Source organism: Acinetobacter sp. YH12251, assembly GCF_013417465.1.
Taxonomy (GTDB): Bacteria; Pseudomonadota; Gammaproteobacteria; order Pseudomonadales; family Moraxellaceae; genus Acinetobacter; species Acinetobacter amyesii.
The window spans coordinates 28502-49333 of record NZ_VPDZ01000016.1 but is presented as its reverse complement, the minus strand read 5'-3'; the positions used below and the strand labels follow the sequence as shown (position 1 = coordinate 49333).

The 20832-nt window shown below is 41.6% G+C and carries 17 protein-coding genes; 12 read left to right on the top strand and 5 right to left on the bottom strand.

Going from position 1 to position 20832, the window contains the following annotated elements:
* The first annotated feature begins 260 nt into the window (after positions 1-260).
* The 3 genes from FTV27_RS13980 (at position 261) to FTV27_RS13970 (ending at position 3133) form a co-directional block, all read left to right on the top strand.
* Positions 261-1469 carry an FAD-dependent oxidoreductase gene (locus FTV27_RS13980; RefSeq protein ID WP_180079038.1) on the top strand — a complete coding sequence of 403 codons (1209 nt, stop codon included), beginning with the start codon at positions 261-263 and terminating at the stop codon, positions 1467-1469.
* A complete protein-coding gene (locus FTV27_RS13975; protein ID WP_180079037.1) occupies positions 1466-2710 on the top strand; it encodes an FAD-dependent monooxygenase in 1245 nt (414 codons plus the stop codon). Before FTV27_RS13980 ends, FTV27_RS13975 begins: the two co-directional genes overlap by 4 nt.
* 174 nt (positions 2711-2884) lie before the next feature.
* Complete coding sequence (locus tag FTV27_RS13970) at positions 2885-3133, top strand: hypothetical protein (RefSeq protein WP_180079036.1); 249 nt, start codon at positions 2885-2887, stop codon at positions 3131-3133.
* Between the two features lie 133 nt (positions 3134-3266).
* Here the strand turns inward: FTV27_RS13970 and FTV27_RS13965 are convergent, their stop codons facing one another.
* The gene (locus tag FTV27_RS13965) at positions 3267-3689 is read right to left on the bottom strand and encodes a hypothetical protein (protein ID WP_180079035.1); all 423 of its coding nucleotides are present in this window, start codon (positions 3687-3689) and stop codon (positions 3267-3269) included.
* Positions 3690-3794: 105 nt separating this feature from the next.
* A complete protein-coding gene (rsmI, locus tag FTV27_RS13960; RefSeq protein WP_078189168.1) occupies positions 3795-4637 on the bottom strand; it encodes a 16S rRNA (cytidine(1402)-2'-O)-methyltransferase in 843 nt (280 codons plus the stop codon).
* Positions 4638-4647: 10 nt separating this feature from the next.
* Here rsmI and FTV27_RS13955 point away from each other — a divergent pair, with 10 nt between their 5' ends.
* The 4 genes from FTV27_RS13955 to FTV27_RS13940 are packed head-to-tail and all read left to right on the top strand — an operon-like array spanning position 4648 to position 7703.
* Positions 4648-5592, top strand: coding sequence for a penicillin-binding protein activator (locus tag FTV27_RS13955; protein WP_180079034.1), 945 nt, complete (start codon positions 4648-4650; stop codon positions 5590-5592).
* A 46-nt stretch (positions 5593-5638) separates the two neighbouring features.
* On the top strand, positions 5639-6046 hold the full coding sequence (locus tag FTV27_RS13950; RefSeq protein WP_180079073.1) for a YraN family protein: 408 nt from the start codon (positions 5639-5641) through the stop codon (positions 6044-6046).
* Positions 6047-6106: 60 nt separating this feature from the next.
* Positions 6107-6805, top strand: coding sequence for a BON domain-containing protein (locus FTV27_RS13945; protein ID WP_180079033.1), 699 nt, complete (start codon positions 6107-6109; stop codon positions 6803-6805).
* 25 nt (positions 6806-6830) lie between these two features.
* Positions 6831-7703, top strand: coding sequence for an alpha/beta hydrolase (locus tag FTV27_RS13940; protein ID WP_180024161.1), 873 nt, complete (start codon positions 6831-6833; stop codon positions 7701-7703).
* Between the two features lie 85 nt (positions 7704-7788).
* Here FTV27_RS13940 and nudC read toward each other — a convergent pair whose 3' ends face one another.
* The 3 genes from nudC to dnaQ all read right to left on the bottom strand — a co-directional run bounded on the left by nudC (position 7789) and on the right by dnaQ (position 11740).
* Complete coding sequence (nudC, locus tag FTV27_RS13935; RefSeq protein WP_180011997.1) at positions 7789-8562, bottom strand: NAD(+) diphosphatase; 774 nt, start codon at positions 8560-8562, stop codon at positions 7789-7791.
* Positions 8562-10208 (bottom strand): chemotaxis protein, encoded by a 1647-nt coding sequence (locus FTV27_RS13930; RefSeq protein WP_180079032.1) that lies wholly within the window; start codon positions 10206-10208, stop codon positions 8562-8564. The genes nudC and FTV27_RS13930 overlap by 1 nt, the downstream gene beginning before the upstream one ends.
* Before the next feature lie 128 nt (positions 10209-10336).
* A complete protein-coding gene (gene dnaQ / locus FTV27_RS13925) occupies positions 10337-11740 on the bottom strand; it encodes a DNA polymerase III subunit epsilon (RefSeq protein ID WP_180024163.1) in 1404 nt (467 codons plus the stop codon).
* A gap of 206 nt (positions 11741-11946) precedes the next feature.
* On the opposite strand from dnaQ, the gene FTV27_RS13920 reads away from it, so the two are divergent.
* Genes FTV27_RS13920 through FTV27_RS13900 form a run of 5 tightly spaced genes read left to right on the top strand, consistent with a single transcriptional unit; the run spans position 11947 to position 20828 of the window.
* The gene (locus FTV27_RS13920; protein ID WP_180079031.1) at positions 11947-15273 is read left to right on the top strand and encodes a LysM peptidoglycan-binding domain-containing protein; all 3327 of its coding nucleotides are present in this window, start codon (positions 11947-11949) and stop codon (positions 15271-15273) included.
* A 26-nt stretch (positions 15274-15299) separates the two neighbouring features.
* Complete coding sequence (locus tag FTV27_RS13915; protein WP_180079030.1) at positions 15300-17138, top strand: extracellular solute-binding protein; 1839 nt, start codon at positions 15300-15302, stop codon at positions 17136-17138.
* A gap of 33 nt (positions 17139-17171) precedes the next feature.
* The gene (locus FTV27_RS13910; protein WP_180079029.1) at positions 17172-18239 is read left to right on the top strand and encodes a microcin C ABC transporter permease YejB; all 1068 of its coding nucleotides are present in this window, start codon (positions 17172-17174) and stop codon (positions 18237-18239) included.
* Positions 18239-19252, top strand: a complete 1014-nt coding sequence (locus FTV27_RS13905) for an ABC transporter permease (RefSeq protein ID WP_180079028.1) — start codon at positions 18239-18241, stop codon at positions 19250-19252. Before FTV27_RS13910 ends, FTV27_RS13905 begins: the two co-directional genes overlap by 1 nt.
* Positions 19227-20828 carry an ABC transporter ATP-binding protein gene (locus FTV27_RS13900; RefSeq protein ID WP_180024209.1) on the top strand — a complete coding sequence of 534 codons (1602 nt, stop codon included), beginning with the start codon at positions 19227-19229 and terminating at the stop codon, positions 20826-20828. The genes FTV27_RS13905 and FTV27_RS13900 overlap by 26 nt, the downstream gene beginning before the upstream one ends.
* Positions 20829-20832: the final 4 nt, after the last annotated feature.

Here is a 20832-nt window from a genome sequence, read left to right as displayed (position 1 = left end):
TTCAAATGACGCTGATTTACGCAAATGATGGCTCATACTGATGGACTCAGCCATTTTTATTGTGATTTTCTCTTTTTTAAAGATCAATATTTACGGCAAGAGATGATTAATTTTGTATTTAATCAGTGCAAATACCTGCAACTAATTTGTATTTCATTATAAAAAATCATGCCCTTGATGTAAGATAAAATTCATTACAGATTATATGTATTTCGAGTGAATGTCCTAAATTCGAATACTTGATAAAAAAGGAAACAAGCATGCAGCAAGAAGTCATCATAGTTGGTGGTGGTATGGTCGGTTTAAGTCTGGCACTCATGTTGGCCAAAGACAAAATTGGCGTAAAACTTTTAGAAGCCATTAAATACCCCAATTATGATGATGCAAACCTTGAGCTTTATCACTCGAGTTTTGATGCACGAAACAGCGCCTTGTCACGCCGTACGGTGCAAATTTATCAAGAACTAGGTCTCTGGGATGCTTTGCAGGAACACGCCACACCTATTTTAGAAGTGAATATTACAGAGCAAGGCAGTTTTGGTAAGGCAAGACTCAAAGCAGAACAAGAAAAAGTCGAAAGCTTTGGGCAGGTGATTGAAAATGCATGGTTAGGTCGTGTGTTGCTCGCAGAAGTCAAAAAAGAATCCCTGATTGAATTGATTGATGGCGTGCAAGTGACCGCTCTGAATCAAGATGCTAATCATGCTTTTATCGAAGCACAGCGTGCTGAAGAACAGCTCAAACTACAATCTAAAATTGTGATTGCAGCAGATGGCCGTGATTCATTCTGCCGTAAAGCCTTAGGTATTGGCGCATCGGTGCATGATTATGACCAAGTGGCGATTGTCACTACAGTACAAACCTCTAAACCGCATGGTCATGTCGGTTTCGAGCGTTTTAGTCCGCTTGGTCCGCTAGCGCTGCTGCCACTTCCAGGTGAATACCGTCGCTCAGTGGTTTGGCCTGTTCCTAAAGGAACTGAAGGCGAGTGGATGGGTGATGAAAATGATCAGCACTTCTTAGATGCTTTACAAGAAACCTATGGCGACCGTGCAGGTAAATTCCAAAAAACTGGTAAACGTTTCAGCTTCCCATTGTCGCAAGTACTTGCAGAGAAACAAGCAGTTGGACGTGTAGTGTTGATGGGTAATGCAGCACATACTATTCATCCAGTGGCAGGTCAGGGCTTCAATCTTTGTATGCGCGATGCCTATGTACTACGCCGTTATTTAAAAGAGCAAGTTGAAAAAAATGCAGATCTGGGTGATGCAGATATGTTGCTTGATTATGAAAAATCGCGCCTGACCGATCAGCAGCGGGTGATTAAATTCTGTGATTCAGTTGTTCGTGGTTTTAGCAACCAGAACCCATTTTTAAAATTGATTCGCAATACTGGATTAGTTGCCTTTGACACCATTCCGGGGATTAAGCCTTTGGTCGCGAATTATGCAATGGGGCTAAAAGCATGAGTTTAAATCAAACAAATGTACTGGATGCCGTGATTGTAGGCGGTGGCTTGGTCGGTGGCTTAACGGCATTGTTATTGGCGCAAGGCGGTGTGCAGGCTACGGTATTGGATGCAGCACCTATTTTGGATGCAGAAAAAACCAAAAGTGTTGCGAATCCTCGAGTTTTGGCGCTCAGTCAAGCCACCATTCATTTACTCAAGACTGTGGGCGTTTGGGAAAAGCTTGCCCGTCAGCAGCCTTATACTGGTATGCAGGTGTGGAATAAAAATGGCTATGGAGAAATCAATTTTGGTCATGTTGCAGATCAAACACCATCAGTTGAGCAAGCTTTAGGTTCAATGGTTGAACCAAGTGTATTGAATTTAGCCATTCAAGAAAAAATGCTAGAACAGCTTGAAGACTACCGAACCCAAGTTAAGGTCAGTCGAGTTGAGCGTGGCGTTGGTGTGTGGATCATTCACCTCGCAGATGGTACCCAGCTCAAAACAAAACTGGTGATAGGTGCAGATGGTGCAAACTCATTTGTTCGTGAGCAAGCTTTCATCGATCTAGATGTGCTGGACTATAGACAAGCCGGTGTAAGCTGTGCAATTAAAACCGCCCAACCGCATCAGCATGTAGCGCGCCAAATTTTCTTAGAAACTGGGCCTTTAGCATTTTTGCCGATGGCGAGTCTGAAAAAAGAAGAAAGCGGTTATTGGCAATCGATTGTGTGGACCTTACCAGATGATTATGCCGATGAATATGTGGCTTTATCCGATGTTGAATTTACTGCGTTGCTCACTCGAGAAAGTCATTACATGCTCGGCGAAGTCTTAGAAGCAACGCCACGTGCTAAATTTCCATTGAAGGCACGAGCTGCACAGCAATATGTTCATGATGGTCTAGCGCTGATTGGAGATGCGGCCCATGTGATTCATCCGCTTGCAGGACAAGGCGTGAATATTGGTTGTTTAGATGCAGCGGTGCTTTGCGATGTGCTTTTGACCGATAAAAAACGAGGTGTGTGGGCACATGAACAAAGTTTGAAGCGCTATGAGCACCGCCGTAAAGGGCAAAACGATGCCATGATGCATAGTATGTCCGCGATTGGTTGGTTAGAAACCACCACTTTTTCACCTGTGGTGTGGGCGCGAAACTTTGGTTTAAAACAAGTGGAAAATCAGACTGTTCTAAAAGATGCGTTTATGGCTCAAGCCAATGGTCTGAGTATTTTAAAAGATACAATCTACGCAGCTTAGGTCAAAGTCAGATATTTTTTAGACAGTCGTATAAACAAGGTTACGATTTTGATTAAAAAAGATACGATTTTTTGATTGTGGGTACTAGTCGAAATGCTCAGAGATTGCTAAATTTCTGTTAATTTAAAACCAGCCATTCGCTGGCAAACAGAAGTCATTCGCGGGGAGAACACAATGACTGATATGAACGATTATGATGATCCAGAAGATTCAGTAGTTGATGAAGATGAAGCACAAGCAGCTGAAAAAGGTGCAGGTGACGCAGCTGATTCTGCCTCTGATGGTGACACCTCTGAAGCTGAAACATTAACAGTGACTGCAAAACTAAAACAACGTCAGGCGCTTGAAGATGAAGTTGCGGCGTTCTTAGCGCGTGGTGGTCGTATTATCGAAGTCCCTCCAGACGAATCGGCAAAAGATTAAAAGTGAAAAAACACCACGTCATGTGGTGTTTTTTTTGCTTCATTCGCTTGTGCGATGATGAACGTCATTCATTTTTTAACTCTGGAGCTTGTTTGCTCAAGAAGTTAAGTCGTTAATAAGATGTGAAGTCGCTTCAAGCCGTCTTTGGCTTCATATATTTACGACTGATCGCGAAAATAGGATAAAACACAAAATGCAGTAAAAGCAAAAACATACAATTGATAATGAATGCAGCAATATACGGCGGTGCATGCATGGCCGCCACAGCAGCGACAAAAGATTGAAAAAGTAATACCGCACTCAAAACGACATAAGCCCAATAGCGATGCCTATCCCCAAATTGGCTCAGTTTCAGTAAATTACCGACTATAAAATAGAGGGAACAATATCCACAGACCATCGCAATCGCGCTATGATCGGCCGTCATTTGCTCGCCACTAATATAGTGCGGATAGGGTTGAATGCCAGTATAAATAATATGTGCAAGGGCCGTGAGCCAAACCAGATTAAAGAGAATGAACACCAGCGGTTTTTTGACAGACAGATTTATGGACATGTTATAAGCAACTTTTTTCATTCTATTTAAATTATTGTATGGGATTGCTTATGGAACCCGTAGGTCCCATAAGCGGTTCAAATTAAAAATAAAAAAAAATTAAGCTTAATCGTTCGCTTGGGTTAACTCTAAAGCACGTTGATAGGCCACTTTCTTTTTAATCCCAGTTAAATCTGCAGCCAACTGAGAGGCAGCTTTAACGGACAAATCTTGAAGTAAACGTGTCAGCAATTTGTCTAACTTTTCTTGCTCTAGGTCTTTTTCTTCGGTCGCACCACCAATAACCAAAACGATTTCGCCTTTTTGCTGATTATGATCAGATTCGACAAAATGAACCAATTCACCCAACGACATTTTTTTAATGGTTTCAAATGTTTTGGTAATTTCACGTGCAAAGCCCACGGGACGATCGGCACCAAAGACATTCGACATATCTTTTAGGCAATCCACAATACGGTGCGGCGCTTCATAAATAATCATGGTTTGAGTTTCGTCTTTCAGTTTTTCGAGTGCTAAAAGACGTTGTGACTGTTTAGAAGGTAAAAAGCCTTCGAAACTAAAACGGTCACTGGGTAGGCCGACAGCACTGAGAGCTGCAATAGCAGCACAGGCACCCGGTACAGGAATGACACGAATATTTTTTTCTTGTGCAGCACGAACCAGTTTAAAGCCAGGGTCACTGATTAATGGCGTGCCTGCATCACTGATCAGCGCCATATTTTCACCCTTTTCTAGGCGTTCAATCAGCTGGTCGATTTTGTTGCTTTCGTTATGGTCGTGGCAGGCAGTTAAAGGCGTATTGATACTAAAATGTTTAAGTAATTGTGCGGAAGTTCGTGTATCCTCGGCGGCAATAATTTTAACCGACTTCAATACCTCAATTGCACGATAACTAATATCATCTAAGTGCCCGATTGGAGTTGCAACAACAAATAACTGAGCACTCATAGGTTTCTCCATGTTGGATAATAAGAACAAAATTTTGGGTCTTTGCCTTTTAAGCAGTCTGTTTACTGCTGCACAGGCAGACGTCTTGGTCATTCTACCTGAATCTGGCCCTATGGCGCGAGCCGCATCCAGTATTAAGCAAGGTTTCAATAGTGCATATCAATCATCAGACTATAAAGTACCCATTAAGTTTGTAGATTCAAATCAAAAGCAAATTGCTGCGATATTGAAGCAACAGGTAAATAAAAAAACTCAATTGGTGATTGGCCCTTTAGCACGCCAAGATGTTGAAGCACTTGTAAAAGCAAAGCCGAAAGTCCGCGTGTTGGCTTTAAATGAAACGACAAGCCAAATTCCAAACGTCTGGCAGTACAGTCTATCAAAACGTGATGATGCTTTAGCACTCCAAAAAGTTTTTGAAAAAGACAAATTAGCGCAAGTGTTAGTGTTACGTCAGCCCGCAACTGAGGCAGAACATGAATTATTGCTCATGTCCTTAATTAGTCAAAGTTCAGTGCCGATACAAGTGGTTGAACAGCTCCCAACGAAGCTGGACAAAAATCAAGGGGTGCTGTTGCTGGGCAATAATGAATGGTTAAACAGTCAAAAAAAACTACCTAAAGCAAAACTATATACCGTTGCCAATGCGATTGAAGCCACAAAGCCCATTCCTGTAGGGCTGAAATTTTGTGATGCACCTGCATTGCATGACGCGCGTTGGCCTGACCTGATCCGAGCTTATGAGCAAAACCCAGTAGATATGCCATATCAACGTCTTTTAGCTTTTGGCGGAGACACATGGCATATCGCAAAACAATATTTGCAAGAACCGAAATTAAAAAGCATTGAGTTTCAGGGGCGAACAGGGCTAATCAAAATTAGTCAAAACAATATTCAGCGTGTTCCTCACTGCTATGAGCGAAGTAAAAAAGGCATCGTAGCGATCTCACTATAGGGATGAAACGATGCAGCTAAACTTAGAGCAGATGAATTTGGGACAGATGAATCTGGGGCAGTGGGCAGAACGGCAAGCGCTGCGTTTGGTTAAGCAGCAAGGCTATGTACAGGTGCAACAGAATTATCATAGTCGTTATGGTGAAATTGATTTGATCGTTGCACGTGGTCAAGAATTGGTGTTTATCGAAGTTAAAGCCCGTTCGAATACCCGCTATGCCCAAGCCATCGAAAGTATCTCAATTCACAAACAACGTAAGATGATGAAGACTGCGTTGCATTTTTTAAATGAACATTCACATTTTCAAAATTATTATTGTCGCTTTGATGCAATTTGTTTTGATTTTTATCAACACTTTGCAAAAACACTACAGCAAGACTTTTCTAAATACCCGTATCATCAGCAATGGATTGAAAATGCTTTTACTTTTGATCAAGAGTTGATTAATCTTTGATAAAACAAACTGTGTAAACGCATAGAAAAATACGTGTGGAAATTTGAGGAGTCGTGCTGAGTGGTTAAGCGTATTGCAATAACGATGCTTTGTGTCGCAAGTTTATCTGGCTGTGCGAGTTTTATTTCGAATGGAACAGGATCAGCACCTGTAGGAACTGTAAGCGGCGCACGCTCATTGGGACAAGTTTTTATTGACTCTTCCATTGTTCGAACAGCAAAAATTAATTTATATAAATTAGATACTCGTTTTAAACAGTCACGTGTCAATATTGAAAGTTTTCATGGCAATGTCTTATTGACTGGGCAAGTGCCGGATAATCATTTAAAAGAATTGGCAGAAGAAAATGTCCGTTCAATGAGTGATGTCAAAACTGTACATAACTATATTACAGTGGGTAATCAGATCAGCTATAGCACCATCATGCAAGATACTGCGGTTACTGCGAATACCCGTGGTTTGATTATGAAAGCGCCTGTGGTATCTGACAGCAAAGTACACATTCATACTGAAGATGCTGTTCTTTATGTGATGGGCCGTTTAAACAGTGCGGAAATCACAGACTTAAATCAAATCTTGCAACAAGTGGGTAATGTAACGCGAATTGTCACTTTAATCGATAATATTGATCAGAACCCAAATCCACAGGCACGTTCAATTAACTCAAGTTACACCACACCTGCTGTAGGCAATGTGCAACCTGAAGTACAAACGCCTGTAGCGATAGATCCGGATGCTGTCGATCCAAATGCTCAATAAAATGTCGGAAATGATGCTGTAAAATATGAATCAATGGTCTCTGCGGCTTCAGCAAAAAATGGATTTGGCTAAATCTTTATACCGAAATTTTCGGTTATATGATTTTGGCAGTTATGCATTAAATCGACTGACACCCAAACAAGGATATCATGTTCAAAACAATATCCCTTATGGTCTAAAAGCGCGCCATCGCCTAGATTTGTATCGCACGTCAGCACCTCGTCAGCAACGTCCACTCATCGTGTTTGTACATGGTGGGGCGTGGATGCATGGTGACAAAAAGGACTATGGATTCATTGGTGAAGCTTTTGCAAAAGAAGGCTTCGATGTTGCTGTCATCAATTACCATCTCGCACCTGAGTATATTTTTCCGGCTTCAATTGATGATCTTAGCCTTGCATTAAACTATTTGACGCAGTCTCAGCATAAGTTGCAGATTGAAGTGGAAAATGTAGTGTTAATGGGACATTCGGCAGGGGCATTTAATGTCATGTCTGCACTGTATCATCCGACGCCTTATCAGCTACAAGTGAAAGAGAATATTCGTGCAATTGTGGGATTGGCAGGGCCATATCATTTTGATTATAAAGGTGATCCGATTTGTGCAGATGCCTTTGATCAAAATGTACCGTATCAACAAGTGATGCCATATTATTTTGTTGAGCACAATCAAGTGAAGCATTATCTATTCACTGCGGATAAAGACAATATCGTTGGCCATAGCAATAGTGAAGATTTTGATCGTCGATTAAAAGCCTCAGGCAACCATAGTCAATTGATTCAAATCCCTCGTGTTGGGCACATCACGATGATTGGTTCAGTTTCGAGTCTATTTAGTCGTTTCTTTAAAACCAAAGCTGAAATCATGCGTGTACTCGATGAAATTAGTCCACCTTAATGTCTTTGGTTAAATGATTGAAAATAAAAAACCGCCAAGTATGGCGGTTTTTTTATTGCATGATTTATTTACTAAAAATAGCTACTTATAACCATGCTTCGGTGTCATCTGCAACAGCAGACCCATGGATGACATGCATAATCATCGAATGGGCGATACTTCCTTTGAACGGAATTTCAGGTAATGCATCAAATTTAAAGAAAGCCGCATCACTTATTTCTTCTTCTTGTAATTGAAGCTCACCTGAAGCATATTCTGCTTTAAAGGCGATCATTAAATTACTTGGGAAAGGCCAAGGTTGGCTTGCCAAATATTGAATATTTTTGACCTTCAGCCCAACTTCTTCTTCAGTTTCACGACGAACTGCTTCTTCTAGAGTTTCACCCACTTCAACAAAACCTGCGATCAGTCCATACATTGCCCGGACATTTTTTGCATTTTTTGCCAATAAAATTTCATCTTCGCCACGGGTAATGACGGTAATGACACAAGGATTGACACGAGGGTATTGGTGATAACCGCAAGCAGGGCAAACCATAGCATATTCTGTGGCGTGGACTTGAGTTGCAGTACCGCAGTGGCTACAAAATTTATGATTACGGCGCCATTCTAAGAGTTGAATAGCACGGCTGGCTTGTTCAAATTGCTGAACATTCCAAAGTTGTAGAAGCTGACGAATAGGGATGAGTTGTAAGCCCTCAGGAATTGGCTCATTTTCAAGTAGATCACGGGCAATCACTTGATCACCCGTGCCAATATTTAAATCACTTGCGAGTTGCTCAACTTCGGGAAGTTGAAAGTTTTCATCGACCAGCAATTGCTGTTGTTTGAAGATATACGCAAGTGACAATTTAGACATTAGGCTGCTGCTGATTTCAGTTTTTCGCTACTGTCCAATGCTACCTTAAACATGCCCTGTAAAACAGGTTGTTTGTTCTTTAAATTGTCAATCAACATATCTGCGCTTGCCAATGAATCTAATGCTTGATTCACTTCGTTTGCTTCAATCGCTGTTGAAGATTCAACTCGTTTCAAAATGAATTGAGCTGTTGAATTCAGCGCATTTTGAGCTGCATCTGCATTGAGGAACAACATCGCACCACCAATTTCACGGAATTGAGTTGCAGTCGCTTCAAGTTGTGTCAAATCTTGGTTTTGTAAATACTGAACCAAAGATTGGCTAGCAGCATCAATTAAAACCTTGGTCTCATTTAACAGAGCAGCGTGTGCTTCATCTAAACGGTCGAGTGAAATATTCATATTATTCACACGAAGTTGTAAGCGGCTAGAAGTGTGATGACGCTCAAGCACACCAATCGAGTTCATGGCAGACAAGATATTGTTCATCAACTGCTGGGCAAAGCTTTCATCTTGTAAAATCTCAGCATTACCTAATGACGCAGCTTGACGCGACAGGTCGTTATACGCTTCATTTAAGTTCAAGACTTTGAAAATATTTGCCAATTCGTTTAATTTCGCTTGAAGTTCTTGGGTTTTTTCAGGCGTCATATTTTGATAGTTAAATTCAATATCATTACGAATTTGCGTCATTTCAGTCGTAACCAATTCACCAATGGTATGCATGGTGTCGAAGTCAGGACCATATAAATGACGACTGAAAACTTGCAATTGGGTGTCGGTAAGAAGGTCTTCACCGATATTTAATTTGCCACGAATATGATAAGAAATGTCATCTTCTTGGCTAATGTTTAGACTTAAGACATTGGCTAAATCAGAAATGGATGCTTTAAAGCGCTCAGTTCCTGCAAAATATTGAGCCATATTGCGTTCAATGCTTACCAAGGTACGTAAACGAGCATCGGTAATTAAGATTTGATCAATTTGATTAAACGCAACAAAAACCAAGTTCCAATATTGTTTACTTGGATGTTTGTCTGAAAGGCCTGCTAAATACGCACCGACCAATTTAATCGCTTGCAAATCCAGCTCAGTTTCTTCTTGTTTAATCAATTTATTCAACGCCAACTTATACAGACGGTGAACGTATTTTGATTTTTCAAGTGCAGGAGCTTGAGGTAAGTCAAAGTCAGGAGTAATACAATCGAGTAGGGACTCAATGTGTTGGCCTTCCGACGTTAGAGGTTTACCTAAAGATAGTTCTAGACGATTAAGACTGTCCAGCAGGAATTGTGGAATTTTAACTTCACGTAGGCAGATAAATTCGATGTAGCGTTTCAGCATGGTCATGCCTTCGCTCAGTGCGATGACCTCTTGAGTGTTAATTTGCGCAGGATTCCCCATGATCTTGCGCATTAACTCTGCTGAATATTGAGCGATTTTTGCCAAACTTGGCATATCAACTAAAGCTAGTACTTGAGCACATTGTTCAAATTGAATCAGTGCATCATCAATCCCGAAAGGTAAAGTTTGATCTTCAACTAAGGTGCTGACTGCTGATTCGACTAACTTGATTGAGTTATCAACCTCATTTTTTATTATCAGCAAAGCCGTTGGATCAAAATGGATAGAGGTTTGGTAAGACATGTATCTGCACCTTTCCTAGATGTTTTATCTTGTTTATTAACCGCCCCTTAAGGCGGTCCATGTTTATGGTTTTACTATAGCGTATGTAAGAATTGTTTATATACAAAAAGTAACACGAAATTTAGATTTTATTTCGCAAAAAGGCAAGGTGTACCATGTTTTTCTTCAAATTGTTTGACCCATGTCTCATGGGCTTCAAGTTCATCTGCTGAAGGTAAAATCACAGGTAATTCTATTTCAACAGCGGCGCGGGTTTGCGAACCATCTTCATTTTGCGAGTGGGTCAGGGCATCGATATCAAAGGAAACCTGACCGCCCGTCATTGCTAGGTATACGTCAGACAGAATTTCCGCATCGAGTAACGCACCATGGAAGGTACGGTCACGTTGTGGAATTTCGTAACGACGCACTAATGCATCGAGTGAGTTTTTCTGGCCTGGATGCTTGGCTTTGGCCATAGCCAAGGTATCGGTGACTTCACATACCTCCGATAAGGCAACAAAACCTGCACGTTTAAACTCCATATCTAGGAAGTTCATATCGAAGGTTGCGTTATGCGCAATGATTTCTGCGCCTTTTAGATAGTCAAATAATACATCAGCAATTTCAGCATACAGTGGTTTGTCTTTTAGAAAGTCATCACTGATTCCGTGAATATTTTCAGATTCACCGACAGGTTTTTGCGGGTTGATATAAATATGAATTGAGCTACCGGTCAGTTTGCGGTTAATCATTTCCACTGCACCGACTTCAATAATACGGTCGCCATCTTGGAAATAGAAACCTGTGGTTTCCGTATCCAAAATTAATTGTCGTGGGCCAGATACATCGACGGTTGCTGGTGTAATGACAATCATTGGATGGATTTCAGCAGCTTGCTTAGACTGTATAGGGGCAGCTTCATTCAACGTTGATGCCGTGTTTGTTGCTTGTTGTTCTATCGTAATGTCATCAATCTGCTCTGCGTCAATAGCTGACTCGGCTGAGATTTCTTCTGCTTCATCCTCGCTATCAGCAAATTCAAGTCCAAATGGATCATTTAATAGCCAGTCAGGTTCAGCTTTTTTTTTAGGTACTTCAGCTGTAGATGATGCCGCTTGTTTGATGTGTTCGAGGGTTTTTTCTGCGCCTAGATTGGCCAATTGATCGGCCATTTCATTTCCCGGATGGCCTGCATGCCCTTTAATCCAGTTCCATTCAATTTCCCGACCCTGACAAGTTGCATCCAGTAATTTCCACAGATCAGGATTTTTAACATCTTTCCAGTTTTTCTTTTTCCAACCATGTATCCACTCGGTAATGCCTTGTTTGACATAATTAGAGTCTGTCCAAATGATCAGTTTTGCATCGGTCGGACAGTGTTGAATGCCTTCAATTGCCGCAGTCAATTCCATACGGTTATTGGTGGTTTCAGCTTCGCCGCCGCAGAGTTTTTCTTCTCCAGTTTCACGGATGATATAGGCCCCCCAACCCCCTAAGCCAGGGTTGCCTTTACATGCACCATCAACATAAAGCGTGATTGTTTGAGACATAAATCAAATCCGGAGAAAAACAAGCATTCAGAACCGTATATTGTATAACGCAAATGACAGAGAGAAATCCATTTCTGGCGATTTTTTTAATTTCTTGTAACATTTATACTGAAATAGCGTTAAATTAACGCCTTGTGTCTGTGTTCTGCTTCACTACAATGGCATATCTAAAAAATAAATTTTATATGAGTTGTCTGGATTTTTTTATGTATAAATCAACTGCGACTGTCTGGCAGCCTACGTTACCACAAATTTTTAAATTTACAGTCTTGGGTTCTGCGCTCGCAGCTCTTGGTCTGACGGGCTGTTCTTCATCGCAAACGACTAAGCAGAACTCAGCAAGTAAACAAGTTGGCTCAAACTTTCTCGATGCCAATAGTTTAGATTCACTCGAAGATTTACTTTCTGCAACAGACATGCGTGCCGTAGAAGGCGATCGCCTTTTAGTACTGAAGCATGGTGATGTCTGGAAGCGTATGACTGTGGGTTTCAAAATGGATTTGAACCACTGGGATACGCGAATTGAAGCGCAGCGTGGTTGGTTTATTTCACGTCAACCATATATTGATCGTTTAAGTGCGCGTGCGTCCCGTTATTTATATCACACGGTTAAAGAAGCAGAACGTCGTGGTTTGCCGACTGAGTTGGCGTTATTACCAGTGATTGAAAGTTCTTATGACCCAGCAGCAACCTCAAGTGCAGCCGCAGCAGGCTTATGGCAATTTATTCCAAGTACTGGACGTATTTACGGCTTAAAACAAACCTCAATGTATGATGGTCGTCGTGACGTAGTGGAATCAACGCGTGCAGCTTATGAGTTTTTAGGTGCGCTACATAACCAGTTCGGTTCGTGGGAATTGGCTTTGGCTGCATATAATGCAGGGCCGGGCCGCATTCAACAGGCGATTAACCGTAACCGTGCGGCAGGTTTGCCAACGGATTATTGGTCACTAAAACTGCCCCAAGAAACCATGAACTATGTCCCACGTTTCTTGGCTGTTGCTCAAATTATTAAAAATCCAAGTGCTTATGGCGTAAGTTTACCGCCAATTGCCAACCGTCCACACTTTCGTGAAGTGGCTGTAGGGCCTGCAAATTTAAATGAAATTGCATCTATTACCGGTTTAAGCCGTGCAGAACTCTATGCACTAAACCCTGGTCATCGTGGCGATGTGATTGATAGCAGCAGCCCAATGCGGATTTTAATTCCTGCGGATGTGAGTCCATCAGTCGATGCACGTTTGAAGAAATTACAATCAGGTGGTTCATCAGGTTATTGGGCAAGTAATTCAACTTATAACTTACCAAAAAATAATGTTGAAATAACACCGTCACGTGTTACTCCGCCGGAATTAAATAGTAAAACTATTCAGCCCGCTAAAGTGACGCCACCTACGCTTAAAACACAGCCGACAGTGACAGCTTCTGCCAAACCACCTGTAGTCGCTGCAACGGTAACGCCGAGTGTTCCATCAGGAACGAAAGGCAAAACGCCAATAGGATCATCTGCTTTGGCTGCTTTTGCATCGAATAGTGATATTCCAAGTGCGCCGCGTATTCCAGTCGCTGTAACACCTTCGACGCCTGTGAAAGCCGTGTCTGTCGAGCCACCACTCAGCGCAAATGAGCGTGAGCAAATCATGGCGGCTATTAAAGCTGAAGGTGAGACCAAAACAATAGATGAGGTATTAAAACCAGTAGCGACTAAAGCAGAACAAGAAGAAGTCGTTCAGGAAATTAAAGCTATTGCGCCGAAGGGCACTGAAATTGTCGATCCTTACGATGGCAAAATTAAGTTAACTGCGATTCAGACTAGCCAGTCGATTGCGGATCAACAAGGTAAAGAACTGACGAAAGGGTTCTCTTACCCGAAAAGCGTGGCTGAAAATACAGGTGCAGATTCCGAAGAAGCCAAACGCAACCAAGGTAAAAATGTCATTCGTACAGATTCTGAAATTGTAGTTGTACCACCTAAAGGTAAACGCAGTACTTATACAGTTTTGGCGGGCGACACATTAGCGTTGATTGCGATGAAAAATGGCGTGAATTGGCGTGATATTGCAGCTTGGAACCAAATTTCGCCAGATTCGACCTTGTATGTCGGTACGACCATCTATTTATATGATGCGAAACCGGTTGTGCAAAATAATGAAGAATCGAAAGCTAAGCCTATCGCAGATAGCTATGTGGTGAAAGCAAATGACAGTCTTACAGCTGTTGCGAGTCAATTTGGTTTAAGTACGAAGCAACTCGCCGACTACAATGGTTTAACCACCACGAGTGGTTTATATGTTGGACAGAAATTATCCCTAAAAGAAACGCCTGCATCGAAAGCAAAATTGGAAGCTGACAAGAAAGCCGCTCAAGTTGTCGAAAAACCTGCAAAAGTTCAAACCAAATCCTACACGGTAAAACGTGGTGAATATCTAAAACTCATTGCAGATCGTTATGCGCTGTCAAATCAAGAGTTGGCAGATTTAACAACTGGCTTAACGGCTGGCAGTAGCTTGATGGTGGGGCAAAAAATTAATGTGCCATTACAAGCTGTAGCAGAAGTTGAGAAGCTCGAAAGCAAAGTCGTGAATCGCATTGAAAATGTCAAAGTTGATCCTGCGTATAAAGTTGAAAGCTACAAAGTGCAGCGTGGTGATACGCTTTACAGTATTGCGACGCGGTCAAAAATCAGTTTGTCAGAATTGGCGAGTCTAAATGATATGTCGGTAAATAGTGGGCTGATGGCTGGGCAAAGCATTAAAGTTCCTGCTAGTTCAACTGTTCCGGATACATATGTGGTGCAGTCTGGCGATACACTGACAGGCATTGCTAGTCGCTATGATTTAGGCATGGACTATGTCGCAAATTTAAATGGTATAGAGCGTAGTTCTGGTCTACGCGTTGGGCAGAAATTAAAATTAACAGGTGATGTCGCACCGGTTAAAGTAGAAACCAAAGCTGAGGCGACCAAAATTGAAAGCAAAACCAATACACGAACGAATTCTGTTGATGCGACCGATATTCATGTGGTGAAATCAGGTGAAACATTGGGTGTGATTGCGAAGAAATATCATCTTCAATTACGTTATTTAGCTGAATTAAATGGCCTAAATACCAATAGTGCGATTCGTGTAGGACAGCGTTTAAAAGTGGATGGTGAACTCCCTGCTGATGTAGCTAGTAAAGCAACTGAAACCAAAAAAACGGAAGCTAAATCCTCTACGAGCAATGTGAAACCAGCAAATACTGAAATCTATACTGTGAAATCAGGCGAGTCTTTAAATTCGATTGCTAGTCGGACAGGTTTAACTGTGGCAGCATTGGCTGAATTAAATAACTTGAACCCGCGTGCAGGACTGCGTGTCGGTCAAAATTTACAAGTCCCTAAAACTATCAGTGAATACCGTATTAAACGCGGCGATACATTGATTGGTTTAGCAAGCCGTTATGGACTTGATACATCAAAACTTGCTGAAATGAATGATATACAACCGTCTGCTCAGTTACGTATTGGTGAAGTCATTAAAGTACCAAACTGAGTCCAAACATTAAGGAGTTAAGTTGAATGTATTCTGCTTCAACTTCGCGTTACGTGTTTGGTGTGACTTTGAGCATACTTTCAACAGGGGCGTGGGCTGCGTTGCAGACCACGCCTTTTCTTGCCATACATAGTAGCCCTCAATATCATCAATTACAGGCAATGCCCTATGCCAATCCTCTTGCCAATAAAGGGGGATATATCACGACCTCGAGTATTGGGAGTTTTGATAATTTAAACAGCATGAATGGAAAAGGGCGTTCTGTTGAAGGTATCAATTATCTTTTTGATAGCTTGATGAGTTCATCTTTAGATGAACCGGGTGTGATGTATCCATTGCTTGCCGAAAAGGTGACATTTGACCCGAAAAAAACTAATTTTGTTATTTTTCATTTAAACCCAAAAGCACGGTTTAGTGATGGTTCTGAACTCACTGCTGAAGACGTTAAATTTAGTTTTGATACTTTTCAGACCAAGTCAAATCCAGGTTTGCAAATGTATTTAGCGGATTTGGACAAAACAGATGTTTTATCTAAATATCAGGTAAGGATGAATTTTAAATCTGGACACAACACTGATATGCCCATGATTTTGGCGCAAATGCCGATTTATTCCAAACGAGATTGGGAAAAAAAAGATTTTACTCAAATTACATTGCAGCCCATATTAGGCTCAGGCCCTTACACGATTGAGACGATCGATGCAGGTAGGAGTATTCGCTACAAGCGCAATCCTGAGTATTGGGGGCAGAACTTAGCCGTCAATCGTGGTCGCTATAATTTTAACCATCTGAAATATGTATATTATCGCAGCCCAGACATAGCCTTTGAAGGCTTTAAAGCAGGTCAATTTACGTTATATGAGGAAAAGACCGCACGTAATTGGGTGGGAGCGTACAATTTTCCTGCTTTTAAAGACGGTAAAATTGTCAAATATCGCTTTAAACATGAACGACCGATTCCCACAAAAAGTCTCGTATTTAATACCCGTCGTGCGCCATTTAGTGATATTCGTTTTCGACAAGCGTTAACCTATGCTTATGATTTTGAATGGCAAAATAAAGCATTATTTTATGGGCAGTATCAGCGTTTGCAGAGTTATTTTAGTAATAGTGTGCTAGAAGCGAAGGGGAAACCCTCTATCCAAGAGTTGGATATTTTAAAACCGATGTTATCGCAACTTGATCCTATTCAAAGACAGGGGGTCTTATCCAATTGGCAATATCCCGTTTCTGATGGCAGTGGATTTAATCGAAAAAATCTGCTGCATGCACGCCAACTGTTATTGAATGCGGGTTATCTTTATCAAGACGGCCGATTGGTGGATGCAAAATCTCGGCCTGTGAAATTCGAAATCTTGATTCAGCAACAAGATTTGCAGCGAACCTTAATGCCATTTATACGAAATTTGAAACGTTTAGGTATTCAGGTGCTATTGCGACAAGTAGATGGACCGCAATACACCGAGCGGATGCGAAATATTGACTTTGATATGATCGTGGATGAAATGCCTCAATCGCTCACTCCAGCGGGTGAGCAAGCTCAACTTTGGGGCAGTCAAGCAGCTGACCAAGTGGGTAATTATAATTACGCAGGGATTAAAAATCCTGTAATAGATCAGCTCATTCAACAGGTGATCAATGCTCCAAATCGGGAAGAATTGATTATTCGTACGCGTGTTTTAGACCGCCTGCTCAGAGCGGGTTATTATCAAATTCCAATGTTTGGGCAAAGTGAAAACTGGTTTGCCTATTGGCATATGTATAAGCAACCTTATGTCAAACCTAAACTTTCTGTAGGGATTGACTATTGGTGGAGTGATGCAGCTAAAGCCAAGCAAATAACACAATATCTACGGCAGCAATAAATACACCTGAATGACTAGGAATGTGAAAGCAACATGGGCACATATATTTTAAAAAGATTGCTCCTGATTATTCCAACATTGTTTTTCATTTTACTGATTAACTTTGTCGTGATTCAGATTGCACCGGGAGGACCTGTTGAACAAGCCATACAGCAAGCTGAGTCCTTTCAAGGTATGGGAAACACAGGTGGTGGTGAAACTGCGACGACAGGCAGTAAATACCAAGGTGCTAAAGGCCTCAGTGAAGAAATGGTGGCAAAAATCGAAGCGCAATATGGTTTCGATAAACCATTATTCGAACGTTTTTGGCTCATGTTAAAGGGCTATGTAACGCTAGATTTTGGTACCAGTTTTTTTAAAGATAAGCCTGTGACTCAGCTGCTTTGGGAAAAGCTGCCTGTATCCTTATCCCTTGGCTTGTGGAGTATCTTGCTGATCTATATGGTGTCTATTCCATTAGGCATTAAAAAAGCCCGTCAACATGGTCTGTTATTTGATAAAAGTACGTCTATTTTATTGGCTATCGGCTACGCCATTCCTGCTTTTGCCTTTGCCATTTTACTTATTGTATTTTTTGCAGGTGGTTCATATTTTCAGTGGTTTCCTCTACAAGGTTTAGTTTCAGAGAATTTTGCTGAGTTAAGTGTATTTGGCAAAATTGCAGATTATTTTTGGCATATGGTGTTGCCTTTGTTTGCTATGGTAATTGGTGGTTTCGCTGGCTTAACTTATCTGACCAAATACTCTTTTATGGAAGAATTAAATAAGCAATATGTTCTTGCTGCTCGTTCTAAAGGTTTGACCGAATCACGTGTGCTGTATGGGCATGTATTTCGTAATGCAATGCTCATTGTCATTGCTGGTCTGCCAGAAGCCTTGATCGGCATCTTCTTTGTGGGAAATCTATTTATTGAAATTATTTTCAATTTAGATGGTCTGGGATTGTTGGGGTTTGAAGCCATCGTACAGCGCGATTATCCAGTGATTTTTGGCACCTTGTTTATTTTTACCTTGATGGGGCTGATCTTAAGATTAATCAGCGATGTCATGTATCAAATGATTGATCCACGAATTAATTTTGATTCGCAGGGGGCAAAATAATGTCTCCGATCATGCAAGCGCGTTTTCAACGTTTTAAAGAAAATAAATTAGGCTTTACATGCTTTATCAGCTTTGCCCTGATTTTTATATTGTCCCTAGCTGTCGAGTTTATTGCCAATGATAAACCGCTCTTGGTCAAATACGATGATTCTTTATATGTGCCCGTATTGAAAAGTTATCCAGAAACCGCTTTCGGTGGGGTATTTGAAACTGAGGCAGATTATAAAGATCCTGTTGTTCAGCAACTGATAGAAGATAAAGGCTGGGCGGTTTGGCCACTGATTAAATTTTCCTATCAAACACCGAATTTAGAACTGGCTGTGCCCGTACCATCTGCACCAACTGCACAAAATTGGCTCGGTACCGATGACCAAGGGCGTGATGTGCTCGCGCGTATTTTATATGGACTACGTGTGTCGCTCCTGTTTGGCTTTGCATTAACCTTCGCTTCAGCCATATTGGGCATCATCGTTGGGGCGATACAGGGCTATTATGGTGGCTGGGTAGACCTCATTGGTCAACGGATTTTAGAAGTCTGGGGTGGACTACCGATGCTATTCATGGTGATGATTTTGGTCAGCATGTTTACGCCGAGTGTGTATTGGCTCTTTGTCATTATGCTGTTGTTTGGTTGGCCCACTTTAGTTGGCTTGGTTCGTGCAGAGTTTTTACGGGCGCGTAATTTTGACTATGTACGTGCAGCACGGAGTCTTGGTGTTATAGATAGTACGATTATGTTTCGGCATATCTTACCAAATGCGATGAGTTCTAGTTTGTCACAGCTACCTTTCATGCTTACGGCAAATATTACGGCACTCACAGCCTTAGATTTCTTAGGTTATGGCTTACCGCCTGATGCAGCGTCATTAGGTGAGTTATTGCTTCAAGGGAAAAACAACCTGAATGCACCTTGGCTTGCCTTATCGGGGTTTTTTACCTTAGCGATCGTGCTGTCTTTATTGATTTACATTGGGGAGGCGACACGTGATGCATTCGATCCTAGACGTCAATAATCATCAAGTTAATGTACCTCCCATCGTATTAGCGGTTGAACATTTACATATTTCACATGCAGCACAGGTCTTGGTTGAAGACCTGAATTTTAAATTGCATGCAGGTGAAACGTTAGCCATTGTTGGAGAAAGCGGTTCAGGTAAATCGATTAGCAGCCTAGCTATACTCGGTTTGTTGCCAAGTGATCTGCAGGTCACAGGCAGCGTCAGCCTGAATGGACAAAATATTCTTGGACTGAGTCCTGAGCAGCACCGAAACATTCGTGGACAGAAAATTGCCATGATTTTTCAAGAGCCGATGACGGCCTTAAATCCCTTACATCGGGTTGAAAAGATTGTTGGTGAGTCACTGTTGTTACAGGGTTGGTCGAAGGCAAAAACACGACAGCGGGTTATAGAATTATTAAATGATGTGGGTATTCCGGATGCTGAAGATAAATTAAGACGCTATCCACATGAGTTATCAGGCGGGCAGCGTCAACGTGTCATGATTGCCATGGCATTGGCCTTAGATCCTGATATTTTAATCGCTGATGAGCCAACCACGGCTTTAGATGTCACCTTGCAAGCGCAAATCTTAAATTTATTAAAGTCGCTACAACAGCAGCGCAATATGGCGATGATATTAATTAGCCATGACCTGAATTTGGTTAAGCGCTATGCAGAACATGTGATTGTGATGAATCGTGGGCAAGTGGTGGAGCAAGGTGGTGTTCAGGAAATTTTTGAGCAACCGAAGCAGGCGTATACCCAAAATTTATTAGACCATGATTTTGGTAAAGCAATACAGGTTTCGCAAACGCAGACACTTTTAGAATTACGCCAGTTAGGAGTGAAGTTCCCAGTCAAACAAGGCTTATTGAACCGCATCAAAAATTATGTCGTTGCTGTAGAAGCTTTGGATTTAACAGTGGCTGAAGGTGAGTCGATCGGTATTGTTGGTGAGAGTGGTTCAGGGAAAAGCTCTTTAGCACTGGCTATTGCTCGGCTCATAGAAAGTGATGGTGAAATTATGTTAAATCAACACGCCATCAATCAACTTTCAGAAAAACAGCTCAGACCTTTACGTCGTGAATTTCAAATCGTCTTTCAAGATCCATTCAGTAGTTTAAATCCACGGCTCAATGTAGAGCAAACCATTGGCGAAGGTCTGGCCTTACAGCATTTATCTGCAAATGAAATTGTACAGCGTATAGATGAAGCTTTGCAGAAAGTCGAATTAGCCAGCTCATTTAAGCAGCGTTATCCACATGAGTTATCCGGTGGGCAACGGCAGAGAGTCGCCTTAGCACGTGCGTTGGTATTACGTCCTAAATTATTGATACTCGATGAACCCACATCTGCACTAGATCGGACGACACAAAAAGCCATCGTGAAGCTACTACGGCGTTTGCAGCAAGAATTTAATATGAGTTATTTATTTATTAGTCACGATTTACACGTGGTCAAAGCCTTGTGTCAAAAAGTGTTGGTACTGCGTCATGCCAAAGTCATGGAATTTCAAGACACCGCAGATCTATTTGCGCGACCACAAACGGACTATACCCGTAAATTAATTGAAGCCAGCCAATACTAAAATC